This window comes from Streptomyces sp. NEAU-174, assembly GCF_052665095.1.
Genome location: NZ_JBQTCE010000005.1, coordinates 441,838 through 464,666 on the forward strand (window position 1 = coordinate 441,838; position 22,829 = coordinate 464,666).

Genomic DNA, 22,829 nt, shown 5'->3' on the forward strand with positions numbered 1-22,829 from the left:
CCTTTCAGGTGCGTAGGTACGAGGCGCCGTTGAGGTCGACGATGGTGCCGGACGTCCAGGCCGCGGCCGGCGACGCGAGGAAGCACACGGTGGCGGCAATTTCCTCGGGGGTGCCGACCCGGCCGAACGGGCTCTGGCTACGGACCAGATCCCCGTCGGGGCCGGTGAGTTTGGCGGACTGGCGTTCGGTGGCGACGAATCCCGGGGCCACCGACGTGACGGCGATGCCGTGTGGCGCCAGCGCGACAGCCATCGACTGCCCGAAGGCGTGCAGCGCGGCCTTGCTCGCTCCATAGGCGGGAAAGTCGGGTTCGCCGCGGAACGCGCCGCGTGATCCGACGTTCACGATGCTCCCGCCGGTACCGCGGTCGATGAGGTGTCGGGCCACCGCCCAGGTCACATCGGCCGTGCCCAGCACGTTGACGTCCAGCATGCGCCGCCAGATCTGCTGCCAGGTGTGCAGTGGGACATCGGCGACCGGGTGGTGTGTGCCGGCCGCCGGTGCCACGGCGGCGTTGTTGACCAGGACGTCGATGCTGCCGAGCGCCGTCACGGCCTCCGCCACGATCCGTTCGCCGGCATCAGGATCGCCGAGATCGCCTTCGATCAGCGTGTGCCCAGTGCCGGGCAGCTGCCGCAGCGTTTCCTCGGCGTCTGTACGTCGGCTGGCGTACTGCACCGCTACTCGGTCCCCGCCTGCGGCGAACGCCATTGCGATGGCTCGGCCGATGCCCCGGGAGGCGCCGGTCACCAGGACGCCCCTCATCGCGCGAACACCATCGACTCGTCGCGGAATGCTTTGAACTCCAGAGCATTGCCGGCGGGGTCGCGGAAGAACATGGTCCATTGCTCCGCTGGTTGGCCGGGGAATCGGCAGTGTGGCTCGATGTCGAAGTGCACACCGGCTGTCCGTAGCCGGTCGGCGGTGGTGTGGAAGCGCTCCTCGGTCAGCAGCAGGCCGAAGTGCGGGATGGGCACGGTGTGCTGTTCCACCGCGCTGACGCCGGCCGGTGCAGGTGCGGTGGGAACGAGGTGGGTCACCAGCTGGTGGCCGTGCAGGTCCCAGTCGACCCAGTGGTCGGTGGACCGTCCTTCCGGCAGGTTCAGGACGCCTCCGTAGAAGGTGCGGGCGGCGCCAAGGTCGTCGACCGGGATGGCCAGGTGCGCAGCGGGACGGGACGACATGGGCGTCCCTCCTCTCGCGAGGGGATGGGCGAGCAACCCTGTCCACCTTCATCGGAGGATGTCCAGATGTCAACATTAGACATTGCGCGAGCTAGTGACTTGCCCGATCGGTGCTCAGATGTCAACATCTGAACATGGTGCCCGCTCTGCCGAAAGCCGCTCTGCCGAAAGCCGCCCGCCGAGGGCTCGCCGACGAGGCAGCCGACCTGGTCCGCGAGGCGATCCTCGCCGGCCATTTCCCGCCTGGAGCGCCGCTGCGGGAGGTTGAACTCGCAACGCACCTCGACATCAGCCGCGGCTCGGTCCGTCAGGGCCTCGCCGAGCTGGAACACGAAGGCCTCATCCGCACAGGCTGGCACCGGGCGACCACCGTCATCGAGGTGCGAACTGAGGACGTCGAGGAGGTCTACGCCCTGCGCGCCGCGCTCGACCGCCTCGCCGCGACGACCGCGCGGCGGTCGGCGGGCACCGCCGACTTCGCCGAGCTCGACCGCCTCGTCGACGCGATGGACACCGAATGCCGTGCCACCGCCGACAGCCGTCGTCTGGTGGCATTGGACATCGCGTTTCACGACCAGATCTATGCCGCCGCCCGCAACGGGCGCCTCACTGCGGCGTGGCACGCCATCCGATCTCAGATCCATCTGTTCCAGCTGCGCCGGGTCGAGTCCGGCTATGACCATTACCGTGCCCGGGTCGTCGACGAACATCGGGAACTGGCAGCCCTTTTGCGCGATGGCGACGTACGGACCCTGGCACGAAAGGCTGAGGAACACGTCGACTCCGCTCGCCGCTCGCTGCTGGCGGGTCTGTCGAAGGCGTCGCCTGCATCGCCTTGATCGTGCTCGGTGGATTCTCGCTGGTGATGTGCTCCGGCCGTGAGATCCGCCAGGCCACGGACGGCGCGGAGCTGAAGGCACGCGGCGGCGGTGCCGGACGGCCTTGGCCGCCACGGCGGCCCGGCACCCCGCCGCTGGCGACGGTCGACCCAGTGCCGCGATGGCCTGCCGCTAGCGGCATCTCACTTGACAGCGCTGATTCCACAGAAACCAACTCAGTCGGAGGCGGCGGAGGTGGTGTCGGTGAGGGCGTCGAGTCGGGCGGCGAGGTCGGGGTGGAGGTGTGTCAGGTAGGGGCGAGTGGCGTTCAGGGGGCGGACGAGGGCGGCGGGATCGTCCTGGGCGCGGGCCGCGTCGAGCTGGCTGACGCAGCCGCGGGCGGCGGCCGGGAGTTCGGTGAGGGCGGTGATCTGGCCGGCGATGCGGCGCAGGTCGGCGGCAATCGACAGACCCGCGCCGCCACCCTGCACACGTCGGCAACACAACAGGCCGAAGGTCCGCCGTTGCTGACGAATCCGCGGATCCTAGACCCCGAAAGTGAGGCCACGTCCGCGGAGCATCGCGCGGACCTGCTCGGACGTACCGTCGCGGCAGCAGTCGAACCGTCCGCCCCCGTGGACGAGGAGGCCGTCCGGACGGCCGCCGGCGAGGTCGTCGATTTGCTGACCGCTGCCCGACGGGCGCTCATCTCCGGTACCTCGTGAGGCTGGTCGAGTCGCAGAAGCGATCACGGCAGGGAGCTGTCCGCGCTTTCGCCGGTCCGCCCTCTCGCCCCAAGAGGGGCGTGATCGCCGACCGGCACCAGCCGAACCCTCAGCCACGCCACACAGCCTGCGCCGGTGACACGGAGGACCGGTGGCTCCGCGCTGGAGCGTGAGTGGCTCTTTGGAGTGACGAAGGCCGGCGTGCGAGGTCCTAGTGTCGGAGGGATGAGAGTGATGGACGGCAGGTGGCCCGGGTGGGGAGCCGACGCCGGGTTGGTCGTGCTGACGCTTCTGCCGCCGCTGCTGTCGCAGCCGTACGTGGACACCTCCGGACCGGCCTGGGCGTCGCTCACGGTGTACGAGGCGGTGGGCGTGGTGATCCTGCTCCTGCGGCGGCGACTGCCGGCCACCGCCTTCGTCGTGGGTTTCGGGACCCTGCTGGTGGCGCTGGTGGGGAGCGCGGGCGCGGGGGCCAAGCTGTCGCCGCTGGTCTTCCTGCCGCTGGCGGTGCTGCTCTACGCCATGGGCAGTCACTGCGCGAGCTGGAGGCGGACCGTGTCGGCGCTCCTCGGCGTCACCGTGCTGAGCGCGGCCGGTCTCTGGCTGAACCGGATGACGACCGACTCCGGTGACTTCCGGGGCGGTCTGGACGTCCTCGCCGCGCTGGCCCCGATGCCGCTGGCGTGGGCGATGGGGTTCGCCGCGCGGACCCGGCAGGAACTACTGGCCGCGGCCGAGCGGCGGGCGGCCGACGCGCGCCGGGCGCAGGCCCTGGAGGCGGCGCAGGCCACGCAACGCGAGCGGACACGGATCGCCGGTGAGATGCACGACGTGGTCGCGCACTCGCTGACCCTGCTCGTCGTGCACGCGGAGACCCTGCGGGCCCGCGGCGGCGAACTGCCCGACTGGGCCCGCACGCAGGTGGACGGGCTGGCGGCGGCGGGCCGGCAGAGCAGCGGCGAACTGCGCGACCTACTGCGGATGCTGCGCGACCCCGCGGACGCGGCCCCGCTCCAGCCCGTGCCGGACCTCGGCGAGCTGGACGCGCTGCTGGACAGTCACCGTGCCGCGGGAGGGACGGTGGAGCTGACGACGGCCGGCGCGCTGGAATCCGTGCCGGGACCGGTGCAGCTGGCGGCGTACCGCGTCGTGCAGGAAGCACTGGTCAACGCGCGCCGACACGCGCCCGGGGCGCTGGTCCGGGTGAGTGTCGACGACGCTGCGGGAAAGTTGCGGTGCGAGGTCGTGAACAGTCGCGCCACCCGCCACGGCACGGCCGGCGCGGGGGTCGGGCTCGGCCTGGTCAGCATGGAGGAACGGGTGGGTGCGCTGGACGGCGAACTCATCGCGGGCCCGACCGAGGACGGCGGCTTCCGCGTCGTGGCCACGATGCCGTGGGAGCCTGCCGGTGTCTGAGCAGATCAGCGTGCTCGTCGTGGACGACGAGCCGATCATCCGCGCCGGACTGAGCGCGATCCTGGACAGCCAGACGGACATCACCGTGGCAGGCACCGCGGACGACGGTGAGGAAGCCGTCGAGGCGTGCGCGCGGCTGCGGCCGGACGTGCTGCTGATGGACATTCGCATGCCGCGCCGCAACGGCCTGTGGGCCCTGGCCGAGCTGGGCCGCCAGGGACTGCTCGGGCCGGGGCGCAGCCGGGTGCTCATGCTGACGACGTTCGACCTGGACGAGTACGTCGACGACGCGCTGGCGGCCGGCGCCTCCGGCTTCCTGCTGAAGAACAGCTCCTACGAGGAGCTGACCGGGGCCGTCCGTGCCGCGGCGGCCGGGCACAGCGCGCTGAGCCCCGCGGTGACCCAGCGGATCATCGAGGGCCATCTCAGCGGCCGGCGACGGCCCAGCGACCAGGACCTGGCCCGGCTGAGGGGCCTCACCGAGCGGGAGGTCGACGTGCTGCGTCTGATCCGGGACGGGCTGAGCAACGCCGAGATCGCCGACCGGCTCGTCGTCAGCCTGCACACGGTCAAGACGCACGTCAGCCGTGTGCTCACGAAGACCGGCTGCCAGAGCAGGGCGCAGGCGGCGGTGCTGGCCAGGAACACTCTGTCCTGATCACCCGGGCCCGCGGGGCGCCGTACCCGACGGGGTCACTCCTTGGAGTGACCCCGCGCCGGTGGGAAGCCCACCATCGAGCGATGTACCGGGGGCGCGCCGCTGACTGAATGGTCGTTGTGCGCGGGACCCGCCGAACGGCCGCTCATCAGGTGAGTGCCCGGCCCCTCGACGCACACAGCAACTGTCATGCGCCGAAGGGAACCTGCCATGTCCGCACACACCCTGTCCCGCCGTCACCGGATCCGCCGTGGAGCGCTGATCACGGCGTTGGCGACCTGCATGGGCGCGGCGCTCGTGAGCTGCTCGGACGGGGCCGGGCCGGCGGCCGAGCAGAGCGTGGCGAGCCCGGCGGCCGACGCGCCGCTGGCCCGCCTCGCGCAGCAGGCGGCCGACACCGGCTCCCTCGGCGTCATCGTCCGGGTCGACTCCGGCGACGGAGCGCCCGTCGAGATCGCGAAGCAGGCCGCCTGGACGGAGGACGACCACCATCTTGCCGCCGACGACCGGTTCCGGGTCGGCTCCAACACCAAGACGGTCACCGCGACCCTCGTCCTGCAACAGGTCGCCGAGAACAAGATCAGCCTCGACGACACGGTGGAGAAGTGGCTGCCCGGCCTGGTCGAGAGCGGCGAGGACATCACCGTCCGGATGCTGCTCAACCACACCAGCGGACTCGGCGACTTCCTGCTGACCCCGGAGTTCCTGCCCTCACTCACCGGCCAGGAGAAGCGCACCTGGACGCCGCAGGAGCTGCTCGCCATCACGCCCGGGCAGGACCCGCCGGCCAAGCCCGGCGAGAAGTACTCCTACAGCAACGCCAATTACGAAGCGCTCGGGCTGCTTCTCGAGAAGGCGACCGGGAGCAGCCTGACCGAGCTGATCAAGGAGAAGATCACCGGGCCGCTCGGCATGAAGGACTCGTACCTCGCCACGAACGCCGACTGGGACACCGCCGAGACCACCGAAAAGCAGCACGTCACCGGTTACGAGCCGGACGCGGAGCGCCTGAGGGCCATCCTCTCCGGGACCGTAGACCTGCCCGAAGGCGTCGGGTTCGCCGGTCCCGAGCGTTCCGGGGACAACATCGACACCTCCGCCATCGACCCGAGCTGGTCCTGGGCGGCAGGCGGCATGGTCTCCACCGCGCGGGACTGGCAGACCTTCCTCACCGCGCTGAACTCGGGCGAGCTGCTGCCAATGGCCCAGATGAAGCAGATGCGGACCACCGTGAACGCGCCCGAAGAAGGCGGCGGCTACGGGCTCGGCCTGATGAAGGTGGACACGGCCTGCGGCACCGTCTGGGGCCACACCGGCGGCCTGCCCGGCTACTCCAGCGAGATCTACACCGACGCGAGCGGCCGGCGCAGCGTCGCCGTCCTGACGAGCACGAACTTCGGCATCAAGGAAGAAAAGGCCGCCACCGCGAACAAGGCGCTCGTCGAAGCGGCCAGCTGCCAGATGCTCGGCGAGCCGCAGCCCTCGGACAACCCGGCCGGATGACAGCCGCGGAAGCAGGCCGCCCCTGCTTTCCGTCCGCGACCGTCTTGCTGACGACCGGGGCGTGACGGCTGCCGTGCCGCGGATCTCGCGCTACGGGGAGCAGGCTGGGCCGTCCGCAGACGCCCATCTGGGTACGGGACCATCCCCGCGGGTGCGGGGAGCAGACTCCGTGACCTGCGCGTCTACATCGTCACGTTCCCGGCCCTTGCCGAGCGCACCATGGACACCAACGTCCGGGACCTGGCCGCGCCAACATGCAGTCGCTTCCGTAGCGTCTCCGCCGAAATCGGCCGCCGATACGCAGGGGAGCTCACGGCGTGGCCGAAACATGCGGGTACCGCGCATGCCGTCCGGAGCCGCAGGAGACTCGCGGGGCGGGCGGTGATCTCCGAGCATGCCAAAGCCCCAGCGAGCTGGACGGGGCACGGGCAAGCGGGCCCAGTGCACAACGAGTGCACACTCGCGCGGGAACTCCCGGGAACTCCCAGGTAGAGGAGGGAAGTGCAACGGTACGACCGAAGGCACCGAGCAAGGCATACTCCCTGGTCAGAGCCCTAATGGCGGACGAGTCGGCCTGTACGCCGGGTATATCTGACGCACCCGTCTGACCTGCGTCTTTGTGAGTCGGATCGTGTGTGACCTGCTAGGACGGGTTGCAGAGGCGATCGGAGGCAGTCAGAGGAAATCGCTCTGATTCGCCCCCGATTCGCCCCGGGTCGATCTAAGGCAGTCAGTGGCCTTCCGATCGACCGTGGTCGAGCTGCGATGGGGACGCCTGCCTCCATTCGGAGCCAGGCATACGAAAGCCTCCAGGACGGCCATCCTGGAGGCTTCGCTGGCACCGATTGGAGGTCGGTTCCGGGCACCACCCGTGGTTTTAGCGGGCCTAGGTGGCGTCCATGTCTTTGCGAGACGACCCCAGAATGCCATACGACGCGCCCCCTCCGCACTACTCGCAGAAGGCTTCACGTCCAGCAGGCAGCCAGCCAGAGACAGTCACAGACACCCAAACTTCGCCGCTGGGACTCGCCAATCTCCCGCGTGGGGCTGCTGATCTCGTCCTTCTCGGGGACCTCACTGGCCGTTACGCGGTCGGCAGTTACACCAAGCTCGGTCGGGATGGACAGGTCGTCCCGCGCGAAGACCGGCAGGGCCTGGCCGAGCACGGCCATCGAATCACAGCGGCTATCGCCTGCCACGTTGCTCGCATCGGGGGCAGCGTCGACCAGTTGACGCACCTGCTCATGCATCCTGATCACGAGGGTGGCAGGCACGCACAGAACATCGCGCTGCGCTCTGGACAGGCGCGTGCCCTCGCATATGTCCGGCGAGTCTGGGACAGCGCGTGCGCAACGGTCAGAAACACGGCACGGGTTGAATCCCGCCAGCACGCCCACGAGGACCTCGCGGCTCTTCGCGACCGCATCGAGGTCACGCCGTGGCGTGGGGAACGAGGTCGCACCGCCTTGCGGGTGCTACGTGCGCACCTCAACTTCGCAGAGATCGCTGGTGGCCGTCTGCACACGGCCAGTGAGCGCCAGGCGGCAGAGGTAGCTGGGATCTCCCGGCAGACGTTGCGCAACGCGTACGAGTCCGTTCTGAAGCCGGGTGGATGGCTGCACCGGACGCGGGTCGGCCATGGCAGGGAGGGCTCCACCTGGTACCTCGACAACGGCCCTGGGGTCTCCACACACCCCCAATATTCTCGCCATCGGACCACTCAGTTCCCCCCCGGCCCGGCACTTGAGGAGTGGTCCACTCCCGAGACGGGCACCTCGGCCGACGTCGATTCCACGGTCATCAGCCGCCTAATGGCCCACGATGCCTTCGCCCACCACGGTCTGGGCAGCTCCGCTCTGGTGATCATCGGAGCTTTGTACTCCCGCCCTAACCAAACCGTCAGCGAACTCGTCATCACCTCCTCCGTCTCTCGCGCCACCGCCTACCGCTCCCTCCACCGTCTTGCAAACCACGGTCTGGTGCACCACATCGGGGAAGTCTGGTCGCTGGCCCCACGGGCCCTGGAGGGCTTCGGTAACAGCCATCCGGAAGCTGTTACCGACCGGGAGGCTGTACCTGCGCATGGCTGGGATCTGATCGCCGACCAGTACGGAACCGCGGGCATCGCTGCGAACCGTAGGGCGCTCCACGCTGCCGAGCGAGCGGCGTATCGGGAGGCTCTGGAGCAGCTGTCGGAGCACCGCAGCAAGGCCCTGGTCGTGATCCACGAGGGCCGTCAGGTGATGGTTCCAGCTCTGCGTCCCGACGAGGTTCCAACGCAGTGGCGTGGGCCCGGCGGCGTCGTCCTCAACCCGGTGACAGGGCAGGTCGATCCGGCATGGCGGGTCGCAAGTGACGGGCGATTGATCCTCATCACCCCCTACGACCAGCGCTCGTACGACGAGCTAGCCGCCGCACACATCGAAGCACTCAGGGAATGGGAGTCCGTTGCATGAACACGCAACCATCTGCGCCGCATGAGGACGACGTGCCGATCACTCCAAGGGCCTTACGCGCCCGGTACGAAGCCGGGGCGACGGTGGACGAACTCGTAGCCGACAGCGAGTTGTCATACGGCACGGTCATCAATCGCCTGCACAAGGCCGGGACCGTAATGCGCACGTCGTGGCAGACCCGGAGGCTGCGTGAGAACGGGCCAGCCCGCCAACGTCTCGCAGCCCATCTGCGCACGCTGTACGAGCAGCACGGCGCGACCCTAACCGAGCTGGCCGCTGCGGGGGCAGGGACGAGGCCTGCTGCCCGGCGCCTGTTGATCGAGGCCGGTGGCACCCCGCGCACCACGCAGGAGACGCTGCGGATGCGTTCCGCATCGGCAACCTCAAAGCGGAAGAAGCTCGCGGTGTCCTTGCGGGCGAAGTACGAGGCAGGTGCGACGGTCCCGGATCTCGCCAAGGAGTGCAGCTACTCCATCGCCACGGTCTACCGACTCCTGCGCCAGGTCGGCACTCGCATGCGGCCCCAACACCGTCATGGCCCCGCTGCCCGGGTGAGTAAGCGGTCATGAACGTCTCAAGCCGCACTGGTGCTGCCCACGGCACCACTCGGACCAGAGACCCGCCTTTGCGCCATCCCGGCTGCTGTTGCGTGGCACGGGCACCCCCGTTCGCTCGCATGAAGCCGCCCCCTCAGGTGTCGACGTCGTCGACAACCGGCGCAAGACAACACACCAACCAGTTTCAGGAGATCGAGCACACGTGAACGAGAACACCCGCCATAAGGCCCTGGCAGCGGCCAAATCCCACCTATGGGATGCCTTTGTGATCGTCGTCTGCATGCTCAAGGGCGGCACCGGCAAAACCACTTCCGCCTGGTTCATCGCCCTGTACTACGCCGTGGTCCTCGGGCTGCCGACGCTGCTCTTGGACGCCGACGCGATCAGCCAATCCGCATACGACTGGTTCAAGGTCGCCCAGGCCGAGGGTTTCGAGATTCCGGAAAACTTGGTCGTCGAGCGGTTCCCGTTCGACGACATCGCCGAATACATCCGTGAGAAGCGTTCCCAGTTCGGCGCAATCGTGGTCGATGCCGGCGGCGGCAGCGCCCGCATCTTGCACGAGGCAGTGACCGAAGCGAACCGGCTGATCGTGCCGCTCGCCCCCACCAAAATCGAGCGCCGCAAGCTCGTGGCCACTTTCGACGAGGCCGAGCGCGCCGCCGCCCGCAACGAGCGCGACGTCACCGCCCACGTGGTCTTGGTCAAGGCCGACGACCGGACCAGCCTTCCCCGCACGGCGAAGGAGAAGCTGCTGGAGCCCGTCAAGGGTGAGGGCATTGGTCCCGACCACGACGAGCCATTCCCGCTCACGGAGACCGTCATTCACTCCTGGGTGCACTACATGGAGGCCTTCGGCGAGATCCCGACCGAACTGAGCGAGTACGCCGCTCTCATGAAGGAGCTGAACGCCGTATGACCGAGAAGATGAAGCCCCCAGCCCGCCGTCCCAAGACCAGCGGTCGAGTCCTCGGCGGCGCCGCCAAGAAGACAGCGTCGCCTCCCCCTCCGCCGACTGCTGAGCTCACCCCTGAGCAGTTCGCTGCTGAACGGGCAAGCGCTCAGAGCAAGGGCCACCCCGCCGTCACCGAACCACAGACGTTTCAGCCTGCTCCTTCCGCGACGCCCGTCGAGGAGTCAGCAAAAGATCGCGGGGCAGTACCCGAGGCGCCGCAGGCGTCCGCCCAGCCGTCCGATGAGGTCGTGCAGAGCAGCCCGGCGCAGGCACCAGCCGCCAGTCAGCTGGCTGGCCCGGGCGTCGCTGCCCCCGCCGAGCGGCTGGAATCCGCCCAGGAACCAATGAAGGAGCAGATGCAGGCCCAACGTGCGGTCCCAGCTCCGGCGCCTGCGGCGTCTGCGGTTCAGCCCACTCAGTCGGCCGAGCGCGTTTCGCAGAGCGAGCCGTCCCAGAACACTGCCACCGCTGCGGGTACAGGCCAAGCCGCCGAGGTGGCGGTTCGCTCGACAGTTCCTCCCGCTCCGGGCGGTATTGCGTTCCCGGTCAAGACCGAAGTTCCGGGGTCTCGTCCGGAACAGGATGTGCCATCGGAGACGGCGCCGAACGAGGGAACGCCGTGGACCCAAGGCTCCGGTCGGCCTGCGGACATCCCCGAGGCCGCAGTCGTCCTCAACCAGCGCATCATCGCGCGCGAGAGCCTCGATTCCTCGGTTCCCGCTGCGCTGAAGCTGAAGAAGCGGATCAAGCGCTTCGCGCTGGACAACGAACTCGACCACCTGCCCGTCGGAGACATCGTCTCGGTCGCACTGGACGAGTGGCTCACCACTCGCGGGTTCTGACACGGCGCACGGTACCTGGGTGGCCGCGAACGCACGGCGCGTTCGCGGCCCCCGTCCCTCGACTATTCCAATAGCCCGCTAGGCGGCTAGCTAGTCGACTAGCGGACCCGACCGGAGCAACCCATGGCTGATCTCTCACACCACGCCCGGCAGCTGCGTGACATGGCTGACGCTCTCGAATCGCGATCCGACCCGACCGACGACCCGTTCACCCCCCATCCAGACACTTTGGAGATCATCAGCGGCCGCCATACCAGCCGTGGGCAACTCAACTACGCCGTCCCCGATCTACTCCAGCTCCAACGACGCGTCCGGCGCTACAACGCCGACTCGGACATCGCACATGGCGACATCGTCGCACTCGCTCTCGACATCTTCTTGCGGGCCAAGGGATATCCGCCTGACCTCAAGTCCCCCAAAACGGACCCGTCGTGAACGGTGGAGACTATCAACTCCGACTGGAGGGCATCACGCCTCAGCGCGCACCCGGGAGTGGCGAGCAGCTGTCACTTCTCGGGAAGCCGGTGGCAATTCGGCTCCCTGCGGAGCTTTGGCACGCCTGGTTAAACGATGAGGATGTTGTCGCACGGTTTGAAGCCAAGCGCTACGTCAGGTCGACGGCCCTATGCTGGCCCTGGCTGAACGCAGTCAGCTCGACTGGCCACGGTTCCTTTCGTGCCGCGAGTCTTCCCGGACCGTCGCGGCGTGGAACCGTTCCGGCACATCTGTTCGCCTATCAGCTCGCCCACGGAGTGATCGACCGACCTGGCTGGACCGCGGCCGAGGACCCTGTCGTGTGCCACACCTGCGACTTCCACGGCTGCACCAACCCGGCCCACCTTCGGCTCGGGACCGCTGCGGAGAACCGCGCGGAATGGTCGCTCCGACGTCGTAACCCTAACGGCCCTCTTGCTGACACGCGCGGAGCTGCTGGGCGAACACGTGCTATCGCTCAAGCGATTCGTGCCGGGCTCAAAGCGGGAGAACCCTCAACGCTGATCGAGCAACGCATCCAAGCCGCCGAGGATGCAGGCCTCCCTCTCACCCTCTGGTGAAATGCTGCGGGTGGTGTCCCTCCCGGCTGTCGATTGTGGGAGACCGCGGCGGACTGCGCGCAAGCTCGGCCGGCCACTTTTTCTCCGCTCCTTCGTCACGGAGAAAAAACCGACCGTCCTCCCCTGCACTCCGTCCGGCGGCCCCCCAAAATCTCTCTTCGCCGGGAGGGGCCGGGGGCCGATCTCCACGGCAACGCACCGCACCAAGCTCAGCCCGCCACCCGACCACAGCCCCATCGCAGCGGTTCCCTGTCAAGTCTGAGCGTGATGCGAGGTCTCTTCCTCAACCCACCAATCTCGCCGTACGCAAGAGAGGACAACCGCGACGAGCGAAGCATCCCCAGCCGCTATCAGCGCACTGCGAGAGGCCAGAACCCGGCCCATCGAGAGGCGACCGCGAGTCACCGACGGCAAGAAAGTCGAAGAGAAGCTATGCCTGGAGGCTGGCGTCAGCCGGGCCACCATGCACAGTGCCCGCGTCGTCATCGCCGAGTGGGACACTCTTGCATCATTCTCGCGACTCCAGGGCTTCAAACTTTACATTATCTGGGAGCGTATCGACGCCTGCCAAGTTGACACCCGCAACGTACTTGATGGTCGAAAGCGATCGCAGTGTGCGCAATGCGCTGACATCCAACTCCGAGTGCATCAACCCGATGGTCAAGACTTGCAGGTTGGAAAACGAAGTCAAACAGTCGCACGAAAGGCCGATATTCGCTGCTATCCACATATGCGTCACCCGAGACGCGATGCCAGAAACAGCAAGTTCCTCCAGTGGAACTACTCCGGCCAATCTTACATGCGACCGGCCCCCCAGACGTTCCAGCGCTTTCAGCTCATGCGTGTTATGCACTGGAACATAGACATCGGAATCAGCAAGATGGTCGAGAATTTCGTCCGCGAAACGATTTGGATCGAACTCGTTCCAAGCCCGAACAAGAAGTTCTTGAATCCTCTTATCCGGCAGGTCTCGATATTGCGCCAACACTGGTATTGCCGCATCAGTGCCGATGCGCACGGCGCACATTACAGTGAAGTAGGCCTCGTCACCGGACAACCCTTGCATTTCCGATAGTAACTCCAGCACCACCGGACCGGCATCGGCCAATACATGGGCTTGTTCGAATGAGCTAGGTGGGATCAGGTCAGCAGCACTGTGCTGTACTGCGGATCGAACTACCGGGTCTAGCTCTGTTGCGTGCTCTAGACATGCTGCGGCCAATAGGCGCAAACGATGACTGTAATCTGGCGACGCGTCACTTCTGCTCAGGAGATTAGTGAGGATTCTGGTACGCTCATCAGGGCGCGCGTGAGCCACAGCCATGCGTATCACGTCTTCCCACTGGTCGAGGTGTGCATGACTTACCAGAAGTTCGAAGTCAAGTGCTTCGACGGCAGCCTTAGCCCCTAGATAATCTTGAAATGTTCGGTGGACGAAATCCACGGCACCGATGCTAGGTTCCCGCAGAAGACCACTTCGAACAAGCAGATGTCGATAGATTTCTTCTGGAGTCCCCTTGTCCGCAACATTCGGCATGGCGGGGAGCGCGCGCGTGAGTAATTCGATTACATCTGCACGATCCATTTCAGATCTGCCATTACGAATCATCCAATACGCTAATTTTTGCAACAGCTGCACTTGATGGGATCCCGCGATGTGAAGCAAGCCGGGCTCGTGCATGCCACGCTCGCGGTCGCGGCGTGCCAGCAGCATAGATAGGGCTGCCTCGTACAGTTCTTTTCGGCCTTCCGGTAGGTAGCCGTGGCGATCTCGGTTTAGGGCGCATATGAGCGCGCACATCAAGGGATTTGTTGCCAATCGACCCAAATCCTGCTTGGTTACTATCGCGCGTAGCAATGCTCGTTCGTAAGATTCACCAGCACCAGCAGCGAGGTGCCAGCGCCGGATAAACGATGTGATGTCCTCGCGCCTCATCGGGGCCAGTTCAAACTCACTGAAATCCAGAGAAGTAAGCCAGTTATCGCGTACTGCTGATGGCCGAGACGTTACCAACCACCGGTTTTTGGGGTAGGCAGCGATTAGATCCCTGATCCAAATACGGCTGCCCTCTCGCTCGTTCTCAGGAATTTCATCGATTCCGTCGATGAGAAGCAGACCTCGCCCCTCTAACAAAACGCGATCTATCCAACCTGCGGGCTGAGCTGAAGCTATCGGACAGCCGACACTGGCCAGGAAATCTTCTGGTCTCGGAAGTGACATACCTTTGCGTGTGAGCGTCCGCATAGGGAGAATAAGCGGAACCAAACCGTACAGGTAAAGCAAGCTATCGTCTAGGGACTTTCCCGCAGAAGATACTGCAAGCCACTGGACTAGTGTAGTTTTGCCGGACCCAGCCACTCCCCGCAGAAGTACTCGCTTTCGTCCGGCTAACACCTGCTCCGCTGGAACAAATGAAGGCGCTGCGTCAGCAGACTCGATCGTGGCTTCCAAACTCAGATAAGCGGCGCTCAGTGGCCATTTCCCCGGCGTATCCGTCAAGTTGATGCCGAAGATTGTAAGTTCCCCATGCCTTACGGTGACGTAATCTGCATAACGCTGTTCAAATATAGCGTATTCCGGGGAAGGGGTCCGAGCGATCAATGAGTCTATCTTCGCAGATAGCTCTTCGAGCTGCCGACTTTGCTCGACAAGAGTCCGGGCCACGAACGTCGAGCGTTGAGTAAAGAAGTGGAGAATATGCAGGCACGCAGCATCGAGAACCGTCTCGTACAAGGTCACTGCATCCCGCGACAGCCCGACGGTGGCCGACTCATTATTCTTTTTGAGCCGTCGAGCCAAAGCACGATAGCCTAGGTTGACAGCCTGAACGTCGTCCATGTCGAGATTACCGAGAGCCCGTAATGAATTTGCGAGGGCGTTGACTGTGGCATGCTGTTCATAATCAGGCAGTCTATCGAAGGCGTCGGACGAATTGACAGCACGTGCAACAAGCTCCTCTGCGATACTTCGAACATCCTTCTCTCTGAGAGTCTTCTTCTCACCTTTAAAGGAGATGATTCTCGATACACGAACTGGCTTGTCGACGATGCCAGCCCCCGGGCTTTCAGCAACAAATAGCTTCTTAACCAGCGGCGCAACCGCGGCAGATGCAAGGCGGGCCCCGATAATCGATGAATCCATAGTTGTTCCTAGGCTTAGAGGGTGTAGATCGCGAGGTCGACCAGTGCACCGTCGTCCACCGGCTCCATACACGCTTGCACCCTGCCCTTGCTGAGGGAACCGGTGTTGTCCGGCGACTCCGGGTGTGGTACGCCGAGGCCGCGGCACTTGCCGGGCAATGTGGATTCCGTCGACCCAACGACGAGTTCGTCCATGATCGCCTTTCGCAGATCCTCTGGCCGTACAGCGTTCCCCACGGATCCCCTCCAGGTCGGTCGGCATAGGACCTGTCATGGTCCCAGTTGCCTCCGCAGCATTCCAGGCCGCCCGGGTGAAGCCACCCAGGCCGGGGCCATGCTGGAAACGTCCGCTCGGCACCGACGGAGAGTGTGCCGTAGTTGCGGCGTTGTTCGTTGGTCAGGAACGCCGCCTGTCCCTGTTCCTCCCCGTTGCTTGCTCTGCTGTGACGGCGCTCACCTGAAGTCACGTGATCGGCAGAGGTGGAACCGGGCCAGCGCGGAGCTGACGGCGGTCATGGGCCCGTATAGGGGGCGGCGTTGTTCAGACGGGTGGTGAACCCGCCCGAGGTGTCGCGTGTGAGCAGCGGCAGCGGTTCGACGGAGGTTCGTCTATATCCGCCGAGGGTGGGCTGTTTGCCGCGTGGATCGAGTCGGCCTTCATTTGGTTGCGGCGCTCAGGGCGGCGCGCAGGTTCCTCGCCGAGCCGGTCTGGGTGGCGATGGTCACGGCGCGTGTGGCGAAGTCGGCCGCGGTGTCGCGGTCGCCGAGGGCGGCGTAGATGCGGGCGGTCGCGGTCAGTACTTCCGCCGAGCCGCGGACGCTGGTGGCTGGCCAGGCGGCGCGGGCTTCGTCGAGGGCTTTCTGGCCTGTGCTGAGGAGGGCCGGGGTGGTGTGGCCGAGGCGGACCATGGCGTGACCGGTCCATTTGTTCAGCTCTGCGGCGTCCAGGTAGCCGATGTAGGGGGGTTTCTCGCCGTCGTCGGCGCGCTCAAGGAGGTTCCAGGCGGCACGGAGGTCGCTCTGGGCGCTGCGGGCGTCGCTGAGGCAGGCGTGGTGGTGGGCGCGGACGGCGTGTAGCCAGGACCGTACGGCGGGGTGGGCTTTGGTGCCGCCGAGGCGGAGGCCGCCGTCGGCGAGGGTCAGCGCACGGCGGTAGTGGCCCTGGTCGGTCAGGATGCGGCTCATCTGGCCGATGAGGTTGATGCAGCAGGAGAGGTCGCCTGCCTGCCGGGCGTGGGTGGCGGCGTCGCGGTAGTGCGCGGCGGCGTTCTCGGCCATGCCCAGGTCGTAGGTGAGGAAGCCGACGAAGCCGCCGGTGTCGGCGGCGAGGGCGGCGATCTGCTGCTGCTCGGCGGCGGTGGTTGCGGTGGCGTGCCAGGCGAGGATCTGCCGGTGATGGTCGACGGCCTGGGCGTAGGCGGCGGACGCTCCGCGGAGGTTGTCCAGGCGGCCGTGGGCCGCCCGCAGGGCGGTGTGGGCGTCCATCAGATCACGGCTGTTCGCAGCGGTGTTGTCTGTGCCCAGGCCGGTGGCCAGGGCGGCGCCGGCGGCGCCCGCGCCCTTGAGGAAGTCTCTGCGCCACACGTCGCCCCATTCCCGCAGGAGGTCGTCCGCGGCGCCGTCCGGAGCCGCTTGGGCCATCTCCCCGCTTAAGCGCTGTCGTTGGACTACGGCTAAGGAGACCAGTGTGCCGTCTGCCCCGAGTGCCCTGTCCAGGGCGAGCGCGACCCGAGGCGTGGGTGATCTACGCTGGTGTTCGAGATCGCTGATGATGCTCTTGCTGCACGCGGCCCGGCGCGCGAGTTCGCGCAGTGACAGTTCTCCCCGCAGCCGCCGCAGTTCCTCGGCGAAGGTCACCTCATCGGCTTGTGCCATCGCTGCCTCCACACCGTTGTGGCCATCCGGCTGTCCGCACCGCGTGCGGACAGTGGTCGTGCTGCTGTGACCAGCACACACCCTGGGCTGGTGGCACGATCCGGCCTTGGGCGAGTTGCGGACAAGTGCGGACAGCCAGGACCTGTCCAGGGGTGGTGGGGGCGGCCACCATGGTCGTCACGGGCCTCGAGCGTAGGGATGCGCCGCAGGCCGGCCAAGACGCCGGTGCGCGCGAACTTCCCCGGCTCTGCCTGGCATCCGCTGCCGTTGAGAAGGAGGACTGTCATGCCCAGGGTCGCGCTGTACGGCAGGCCCGGCGCCGGCAAGAGCACGTTCGCCGTGCTGCTCGCGCAGGAACTGGCGGCGGGCGGGGCGGAGGTGCGTCGGCTGAAGCTGGGCGCGCCGCTTTACGAACTCCAGGCCGTCGTGCACGCGATGGCCGGGCGCCCGCTGCTGAGCGGTGGCGAACAGGACGGTCAGCTGCTGAACGCTCTGGGCAGCCAGCTGCGGCGCATCAACCCGCACGCGCTGACCGAGGCGTTCGCCCAGCGTGTACGGCAGGCCGAGCAGAGCCGTCCCGGCGCCGTGCTGGTGTGCGACGACCTGCGGGCCCCGGACGTCGAGGCGGTCACCGCGCTGGGGTTCGTCCTGGTGGAGGTCACTGCTCCCGACCCGGTCCGGCGGTTACGCAAGCAGGAGCGGGCCGATCTGTCCGCGGGCGATGAGGACCACCCGACTGAGGCGCCGGTTGACGCGGTGCCGTGGCGGCAGGTGGACAACACCGGCAGCCTCGACGACCTGCGGGGGCACGCGGCCCGCCTGGCCGGGGAGGTGCTGCGGTGATCCTGACCGGCGTTGAGATCGTGCGCCAGCGGCAGCTGGGCACGGTGACCATCGAACCGTTCGACCCCGACCAGCTCAACCCGGTGTCCTACAACTACCGCCTTGGCCCGGTCCTGAAGACCCACCGTGCCCCGGTGATGGACACACACGCCGAGCACGAGCTGGACGAGGTCGTGATCGGTGAGGACGGCATCGTGCTCCGGCCCGGCCGGGTGTATCTCGGGACGAGTGCCGAGGTGATCGGCAGCACTGTGTTCGTGCCGTCGCTGATCGGACGGTCCTCGCTGGGGCGGCTGGGGATGTTCCTCCAGTTCAGCGCTGACCTGGGACAGGTTGGGTCGTGCCACCGCTGGACGCTGGAGATCAAGGTGGTCCAGCCCACCCGCGTCTATAGGGGGATGTGCGCTGGTCAGGTGACGTTCTGGACCACCGTCGGCGACACCCTTGCCTACACCGGGCGCTTTGGTCGTCTCTCCGAGGCCACCGTTCCCCCGGCCGGCCTGCTGGCCGCCACCGGCTGACATCCGCTCCCACTCCCCAGAGATATGGAGGCTGCCGTGATCCTGACCGGACCGGAGATCGTCCGTGAGCGCGAGGAGGGCCGTCTGGTCCTGGAGCCGTTCGACAAGGAACATATCCAGCCGAACTCCTACAACCTCACGCTCGGGCCCACTCTTGCCCTCTACACCGGCGGGGTGCTCGACACCCGCGAAGAGAATCCGCACACCACCGTGGACATCCCCGAGGACGGGTATGTCCTTCAGCCGGACCGGATCTATCTCGGCTCCAGCCTGGAGGTCCTGGGCAGCGCCCACCACGTGCCGATCATCCGCTCCCGCTCGGGTGCCGCCCGTCTCGGCCTGTTCCTGCACGTCACGGCGGATCTGATCGACATCGGGTCGATCGGGCAGTCGACGTTCCAGATGCACGCGGTCCAGCCGGTGCGGGTGCACGCCGGGGACCGGCTGGCCCAGGTGACCTTCTGGCGCGTGCAGGGCGAGATCACGCTGTATGACGGCAAGTACCAGGGCTCGCGCGGCCCGCAGCCCTCGCAGATCCACCGCGACGTGACTCAGGCGGCACGATGACCGGCCGCACTGTGGCCGACCCGGCCGCCGACTGCACCGACCCGGTCATACGGGATCTGGTCTCGGCCGCACACGCCGCGATCAGCAGCCGGTACGTGCTGGCCCGCCACCAGATCGCCGCCGCGCTCCTGGACGCCGACGGCCGCCTGCACATCGGCCTGCACCTGGACGCCATGGTGGGCCGGGCCTCGGTCTGCGCCGAGGCCGGCGCCCTCTCAGCGGCCCGGCTCGCCACCGGTGCTGAGCTGCTGGCGATAGCCGCCGTCCGCTACCCCAAGCCCACCGAGCCCGCCGTGGCGCGCATTGTCCCCCCGTGCGGCCTGTGCCGCGAACTCCTCCTCGACCACGCTCCCGGCCTCACCGTGGTCGTCCACGACGGCACCGGGGCCGTACTGGAGCCGCTGGCCGGCCTGCTCCCGCACAAATACGTGGGCACCAAATGGCCCGCCGACCTCACCACCCGCACCTGAGCTCCCCGACCACGACGAACAGGATATATCTGAGATGGACCTCACCGACTTCCGTACGCCCGCGCTGGACGCCCTGGCCCAGAAGATCATCCCCACGCGGCATTTCGAGTTCTCCGCCGCCACCGCCCGGGACCGGTTCTTCCACGACACCCGCATGCTGGACGTCAAGCAGTGGGTCCACAACGCCTTCCGCACCAACCCGAAGTCGATGCTCGACCACATGATCGACAATCTCGCCCTGACCGGCGCCGAAGACCTGCTCGACCTCGGGTGCGGCAACGCCTTCGTCCTGGAGGGCCTGCGGCCCCACCTCGCCGAAGGCACCATCACCGGCCTGGACATCGCCCCGGCCGTGCTGGAGGCCGCCCGGCAGCGGCTCCACGGCACCGCCACGGCGTGCACGTGGATCGAGGCCAGCGCGGACGACCTGTCCATGCTCGGCGACGACGCGTTCGACCGCGTCATGGCGAACTACATGATCCACTATGTGCCCGACCTGGACCGCTGCTTCAGCGAGGTCCGCCGGGTGATGCGCCCCGGCGGCATCTTCCAGCTCACCACCGACCGCACCGACAGCATGCTGGAGATGTACCAGGTCCACTTCGCCGCTCTGAAGGCGATGAACGCGCCCGAGGACCTGTTCAAAGCAACCCCCAAGGGGCGGCTGTCGCTGGCCAACGGCGCAGGCGTGCTCGGCAAGCACTTCGAGCAGATACAGACCGTGGACTGGCAGGACCAGCTGCGCTTCACCGACCCCGAGCCGTTCATGCTGTTCTACGAGGTCGGCCACAACCACTGCTGCGTCTCCTCCGAGCCCGACGAACGCCTGAGCGAGGACTTCTTCGGCGAACTGCGCGACCGGGTCCGCGCCCAGGTCACCCAGGCGATTGCGGCGAACGGGTACTTCGCGGTGATGAAGTACACCGGTTCCTTCCTGTGCCGGTGACCATCGCGGCATTCCGGGGAAACGGCAATCGCCCAGGTGAGATGCGGCGCGTTGGTAGCGTCAGGGTGTGCCGTGCCGGCCGGTGCGGTGTGCCGTTCGACCGAGAGAGACCTGATGTCCCCGACGATCCGCAGGGCCGTGATCCCCGCCGCCGGACTCGGCTCCCGCCTGCTGCCTCTGACCAAGGCCACCCCGAAGGAAATGCTCCCGGTCGGCGACAAGCCGGTGATCGAGCACACCGTGCGCGAACTGGTGGACTCCGGCATCACCGACATCACCATTGTCGTCTCCGGCGGCAAGTCCCTCATCCAGGACCACTTCCGGCCCAACTCCGCTCTGGTCGCACAGCTCCGCGCCGACGGCAAGACGGCGTACGCGGACGCGGTGAAGGAGGTCGCCGACCTCGCCCGCAAGGGCCACATCACCTACCTCGACCAGCACGGCCCGTACGGCAACGGCACCCCCGTGCTCAACGCCGCCAGGGCATTCGGCGACGAGCCGGTACTGGTGCTGTGGCCCGACGACGTGTTCGTGGCCGAGGTACCCCGCGCCCAGCAGCTGATCCGCGCCTACGAGCAGACCGGCTGCCCGGTACTGGCCCTGATGCCCGTGGACCGCGAGGACTCCCAGCGCTACGGCGTGCCGATCGTCAAGGAGGACCTCGATGACGGCCTGCTGCGCATCACCGGCCTGGTCGAAAAGCCCAAACCGGCAGATGCACCGTCCTCGTACGCGGCCATCGGCGGCTACGTCGTCACCCCCGGCATCATCGACGAACTGCGCGAGCAGACCCGCCGCTGGTACGAGGCCGAGAAGAAGAAGCAGCCGGTGGGCGAGGTCTACCTGACCGACGCCATCAACGCCTACGCCTCCACCAGGGCGGTCTACGGGCAGGTCATCTCCGGCCGCTGGTACGACACCGGCAACCCGGCCGACTACCTCGTCGCCCAGATGGCCTTCGCTCTCGCCCACCCCGAGTACGGGCCCGTCCTGCGGGGCCTGGTGGATGAACTCAGCAGCAACCGCCCCGACTCCGACACCTCCGCAACGCCCTGACCTGCCGCTGCCTTGTGTGGGCCGCCCCGTCAGGCGAGCGGCCCACACAGGGGAGCAACCCATGGCACCCACACGCGTCTTCGAGCCCGTCATCGACCAGCACGACACCTGGCTGGTGGCCAACCCCGTCCAGGGCTGCCCCAAGGGCTGCGCGTACTGCTACCTACAGGACCTGGGCCAGACACGGGCCAAGCCTGTGGTGCTCGCCACCCCCGAGGAGACGGTGCAGCAGCTCCTCACACACCGCTACTACCACCCCGATCTTGTCGTGGCCCTCTACACCTGCACCGACGCCCTGGCCACCCCCGTCACCCGCGCCCACCTCACCGCGCTGCTCGACGCCCTGGGCGCCTCCGCGGTCCGCAACCCCGTCTGCCTGATCACCAAGTGCGCCATCCCGGACGACATCGTCGCGTGCATCACCCGCAACCGCGCGGCCGGGCTGCCGATTGTGGTCTATCTCAGCTACTCCGGTCTCGGCCCCGACATCGAGGCGGGCATCGACCACGACGCATTGCGGGCCAACTTTCCCCGCGTGCACGCCGCCGACATCCCGGTGATCCACTATTGGCGGCCCTTCCTTCCGCAGAACAGCACCCCAGAGGCGATCGAACGCGTCATGGACTGGGTCACCGCGTACGCGACGTGCACCGTCGCGGTGGGCACGAAGGTCAAGCCCACCGCCCTTGAACAGATCACGGGCCTGTGGCCTCAGCTGGCCGATCCTCAGCTGGATCCGCAGGCCGCCGACTCCATCTGGCCCCGGCCCGCATGGGAGTGGCTCCAGCACCTCCCCGACCGCTACGCCGACCACCGCATCTTCCAGACCAACAGCTGCGCCCTGGCGTACGTGCTCGGCCGCGGCGACCGCGCCGAGGTCTTCAACACCCCGACCTGCCTGACGGCCAACCGCTGCCCGGCCGCCCAGCGCGACCGCTGCCACCGCACCGTCTCCCACCGGCCCCCGGTGTCCCAGGAGGACGTCGACCGGCATCTGGCGAAGATCGGGCACCCTGGCCTGCCCTACACCCTCCATCCCGGCACCCGCACCGTGGTGCTCGGCCAAGCGCTCCCGCTGCGCGACCGGCACAACCTCGCCCAGGTCCTCGCCGTCACCGTCCGTTCCCCCGAGGACCCCGCAGAGCGCTACTGGCCCGGCCGACTCTCCGGCGCCCAGCCGCTGATCATCGACCCCCGCCCATAACCCCCGCTCCTTCACCTCACCGACTCCAGGGGACCG

The 22,829-nt window shown here is 67.2% G+C and carries 22 protein-coding genes and 1 pseudogene; 16 read left to right on the top strand and 7 right to left on the bottom strand.

What is annotated here, in order from left to right:
- Window positions 1-4: 4 nt before the first annotated feature.
- Together ACT2CW_RS17650 and ACT2CW_RS17655 are read right to left on the bottom strand one after the other, a co-directional pair.
- Window positions 5-766, bottom strand: coding sequence for an SDR family NAD(P)-dependent oxidoreductase (locus ACT2CW_RS17650; RefSeq protein ID WP_164433880.1), 762 nt, complete (start codon window positions 764-766; stop codon window positions 5-7).
- Entirely contained in the window at window positions 763-1,185 is a 423-nt protein-coding gene (locus tag ACT2CW_RS17655) for a VOC family protein (RefSeq protein WP_182470628.1), read from the bottom strand. Before ACT2CW_RS17655 ends, ACT2CW_RS17650 begins: the two co-directional genes overlap by 4 nt.
- Window positions 1,186-1,319: 134 nt before the next feature.
- On the opposite strand from ACT2CW_RS17655, the gene ACT2CW_RS17660 reads away from it, so the two are divergent.
- Window positions 1,320-2,024 carry a GntR family transcriptional regulator gene (locus ACT2CW_RS17660; protein ID WP_445517240.1) on the top strand — a complete coding sequence of 235 codons (705 nt, stop codon included), beginning with the start codon at window positions 1,320-1,322 and terminating at the stop codon, window positions 2,022-2,024.
- Window positions 2,025-2,239: 215 nt separating this feature from the next.
- On the opposite strand, the pseudogene ACT2CW_RS17665 reads toward ACT2CW_RS17660, so the two are convergent.
- Window positions 2,240-2,464: pseudogene (locus ACT2CW_RS17665) on the bottom strand (type III effector protein); the annotation flags it as partial.
- Window positions 2,465-2,962: 498 nt separating this feature from the next.
- On the opposite strand from ACT2CW_RS17665, the gene ACT2CW_RS17670 reads away from it, so the two are divergent.
- From ACT2CW_RS17670 to ACT2CW_RS17680, 3 genes are all read left to right on the top strand, one after another.
- Window positions 2,963-4,144, top strand: coding sequence for a sensor histidine kinase (locus tag ACT2CW_RS17670; protein ID WP_445517380.1), 1,182 nt, complete (start codon window positions 2,963-2,965; stop codon window positions 4,142-4,144).
- Window positions 4,131-4,802, top strand: coding sequence for a response regulator (locus tag ACT2CW_RS17675; protein ID WP_445517381.1), 672 nt, complete (start codon window positions 4,131-4,133; stop codon window positions 4,800-4,802). Before ACT2CW_RS17670 ends, ACT2CW_RS17675 begins: the two co-directional genes overlap by 14 nt.
- A 210-nt stretch (window positions 4,803-5,012) precedes the next feature.
- On the top strand, window positions 5,013-6,305 hold the full coding sequence (locus tag ACT2CW_RS17680; RefSeq protein ID WP_445517241.1) for a serine hydrolase domain-containing protein: 1,293 nt from the start codon (window positions 5,013-5,015) through the stop codon (window positions 6,303-6,305).
- A gap of 965 nt (window positions 6,306-7,270) precedes the next feature.
- Here the strand turns inward: ACT2CW_RS17680 and ACT2CW_RS17685 are convergent.
- Window positions 7,271-7,555 carry a hypothetical protein gene (locus ACT2CW_RS17685; protein WP_445517242.1) on the bottom strand — a complete coding sequence of 95 codons (285 nt, stop codon included), beginning with the start codon at window positions 7,553-7,555 and terminating at the stop codon, window positions 7,271-7,273.
- Between ACT2CW_RS17685 and ACT2CW_RS17690 the strand changes: the two genes are divergently transcribed.
- The 5 genes from ACT2CW_RS17690 (at window position 7,535) to ACT2CW_RS17710 (ending at window position 11,550) form a co-directional block, all read left to right on the top strand.
- A complete protein-coding gene (locus tag ACT2CW_RS17690) occupies window positions 7,535-8,761 on the top strand; it encodes a hypothetical protein (protein ID WP_445517243.1) in 1,227 nt (408 codons plus the stop codon). The two genes, ACT2CW_RS17685 and ACT2CW_RS17690, sit on opposite strands and share 21 nt — an antisense overlap.
- Window positions 8,758-9,330 carry a helix-turn-helix domain-containing protein gene (locus ACT2CW_RS17695; RefSeq protein WP_445517244.1) on the top strand — a complete coding sequence of 191 codons (573 nt, stop codon included), beginning with the start codon at window positions 8,758-8,760 and terminating at the stop codon, window positions 9,328-9,330. The genes ACT2CW_RS17690 and ACT2CW_RS17695 overlap by 4 nt, the downstream gene beginning before the upstream one ends.
- 190 nt (window positions 9,331-9,520) lie before the next feature.
- Window positions 9,521-10,237, top strand: coding sequence for a ParA family protein (locus ACT2CW_RS17700; protein WP_445517245.1), 717 nt, complete (start codon window positions 9,521-9,523; stop codon window positions 10,235-10,237).
- Entirely contained in the window at window positions 10,234-11,115 is an 882-nt protein-coding gene (locus ACT2CW_RS17705) for a hypothetical protein (protein ID WP_445517246.1), read from the top strand. The genes ACT2CW_RS17700 and ACT2CW_RS17705 overlap by 4 nt, the downstream gene beginning before the upstream one ends.
- A gap of 123 nt (window positions 11,116-11,238) precedes the next feature.
- Window positions 11,239-11,550 (top strand): hypothetical protein, encoded by a 312-nt coding sequence (locus ACT2CW_RS17710; protein ID WP_445517247.1) that lies wholly within the window; start codon window positions 11,239-11,241, stop codon window positions 11,548-11,550.
- A 1,128-nt stretch (window positions 11,551-12,678) separates the two neighbouring features.
- On the opposite strand, the gene ACT2CW_RS17715 is transcribed toward ACT2CW_RS17710, so the two are convergent.
- The 3 genes from ACT2CW_RS17715 to ACT2CW_RS17725 all read right to left on the bottom strand — a co-directional run bounded on the left by ACT2CW_RS17715 (window position 12,679) and on the right by ACT2CW_RS17725 (window position 17,186).
- Window positions 12,679-15,312 carry an NACHT domain-containing protein gene (locus ACT2CW_RS17715; RefSeq protein WP_445517248.1) on the bottom strand — a complete coding sequence of 878 codons (2,634 nt, stop codon included), beginning with the start codon at window positions 15,310-15,312 and terminating at the stop codon, window positions 12,679-12,681.
- Window positions 15,313-15,326: 14 nt separating this feature from the next.
- Window positions 15,327-15,548, bottom strand: coding sequence for a hypothetical protein (locus ACT2CW_RS17720; protein WP_445517249.1), 222 nt, complete (start codon window positions 15,546-15,548; stop codon window positions 15,327-15,329).
- A 420-nt stretch (window positions 15,549-15,968) separates the two neighbouring features.
- Window positions 15,969-17,186: a helix-turn-helix domain-containing protein gene (locus tag ACT2CW_RS17725; protein ID WP_445517250.1), complete on the bottom strand. Its 1,218-nt coding sequence runs from the start codon at window positions 17,184-17,186 to the stop codon at window positions 15,969-15,971.
- A gap of 285 nt (window positions 17,187-17,471) precedes the next feature.
- On the opposite strand from ACT2CW_RS17725, the gene ACT2CW_RS17730 reads away from it, so the two are divergent.
- From ACT2CW_RS17730 to ACT2CW_RS17760, 7 genes are all read left to right on the top strand, one after another.
- The gene (locus ACT2CW_RS17730) at window positions 17,472-18,029 is read left to right on the top strand and encodes a hypothetical protein (RefSeq protein ID WP_445517251.1); all 558 of its coding nucleotides are present in this window, start codon (window positions 17,472-17,474) and stop codon (window positions 18,027-18,029) included.
- Complete coding sequence (locus ACT2CW_RS17735; protein WP_445517252.1) at window positions 18,026-18,550, top strand: dCTP deaminase; 525 nt, start codon at window positions 18,026-18,028, stop codon at window positions 18,548-18,550. Before ACT2CW_RS17730 ends, ACT2CW_RS17735 begins: the two co-directional genes overlap by 4 nt.
- Before the next feature lie 36 nt (window positions 18,551-18,586).
- Window positions 18,587-19,117: a dCTP deaminase gene (locus tag ACT2CW_RS17740; RefSeq protein ID WP_445517253.1), complete on the top strand. Its 531-nt coding sequence runs from the start codon at window positions 18,587-18,589 to the stop codon at window positions 19,115-19,117.
- Window positions 19,114-19,587: a cytidine deaminase gene (locus tag ACT2CW_RS17745; RefSeq protein ID WP_445517254.1), complete on the top strand. Its 474-nt coding sequence runs from the start codon at window positions 19,114-19,116 to the stop codon at window positions 19,585-19,587. Before ACT2CW_RS17740 ends, ACT2CW_RS17745 begins: the two co-directional genes overlap by 4 nt.
- A gap of 34 nt (window positions 19,588-19,621) precedes the next feature.
- Window positions 19,622-20,533, top strand: coding sequence for a class I SAM-dependent methyltransferase (locus ACT2CW_RS17750; RefSeq protein WP_445517255.1), 912 nt, complete (start codon window positions 19,622-19,624; stop codon window positions 20,531-20,533).
- Between the two features lie 114 nt (window positions 20,534-20,647).
- On the top strand, window positions 20,648-21,589 hold the full coding sequence (locus ACT2CW_RS17755) for a UTP--glucose-1-phosphate uridylyltransferase (protein ID WP_445517256.1): 942 nt from the start codon (window positions 20,648-20,650) through the stop codon (window positions 21,587-21,589).
- A 61-nt stretch (window positions 21,590-21,650) separates the two neighbouring features.
- Window positions 21,651-22,793 (top strand): hypothetical protein, encoded by a 1,143-nt coding sequence (locus ACT2CW_RS17760; protein WP_445517257.1) that lies wholly within the window; start codon window positions 21,651-21,653, stop codon window positions 22,791-22,793.
- Window positions 22,794-22,829: the final 36 nt, after the last annotated feature.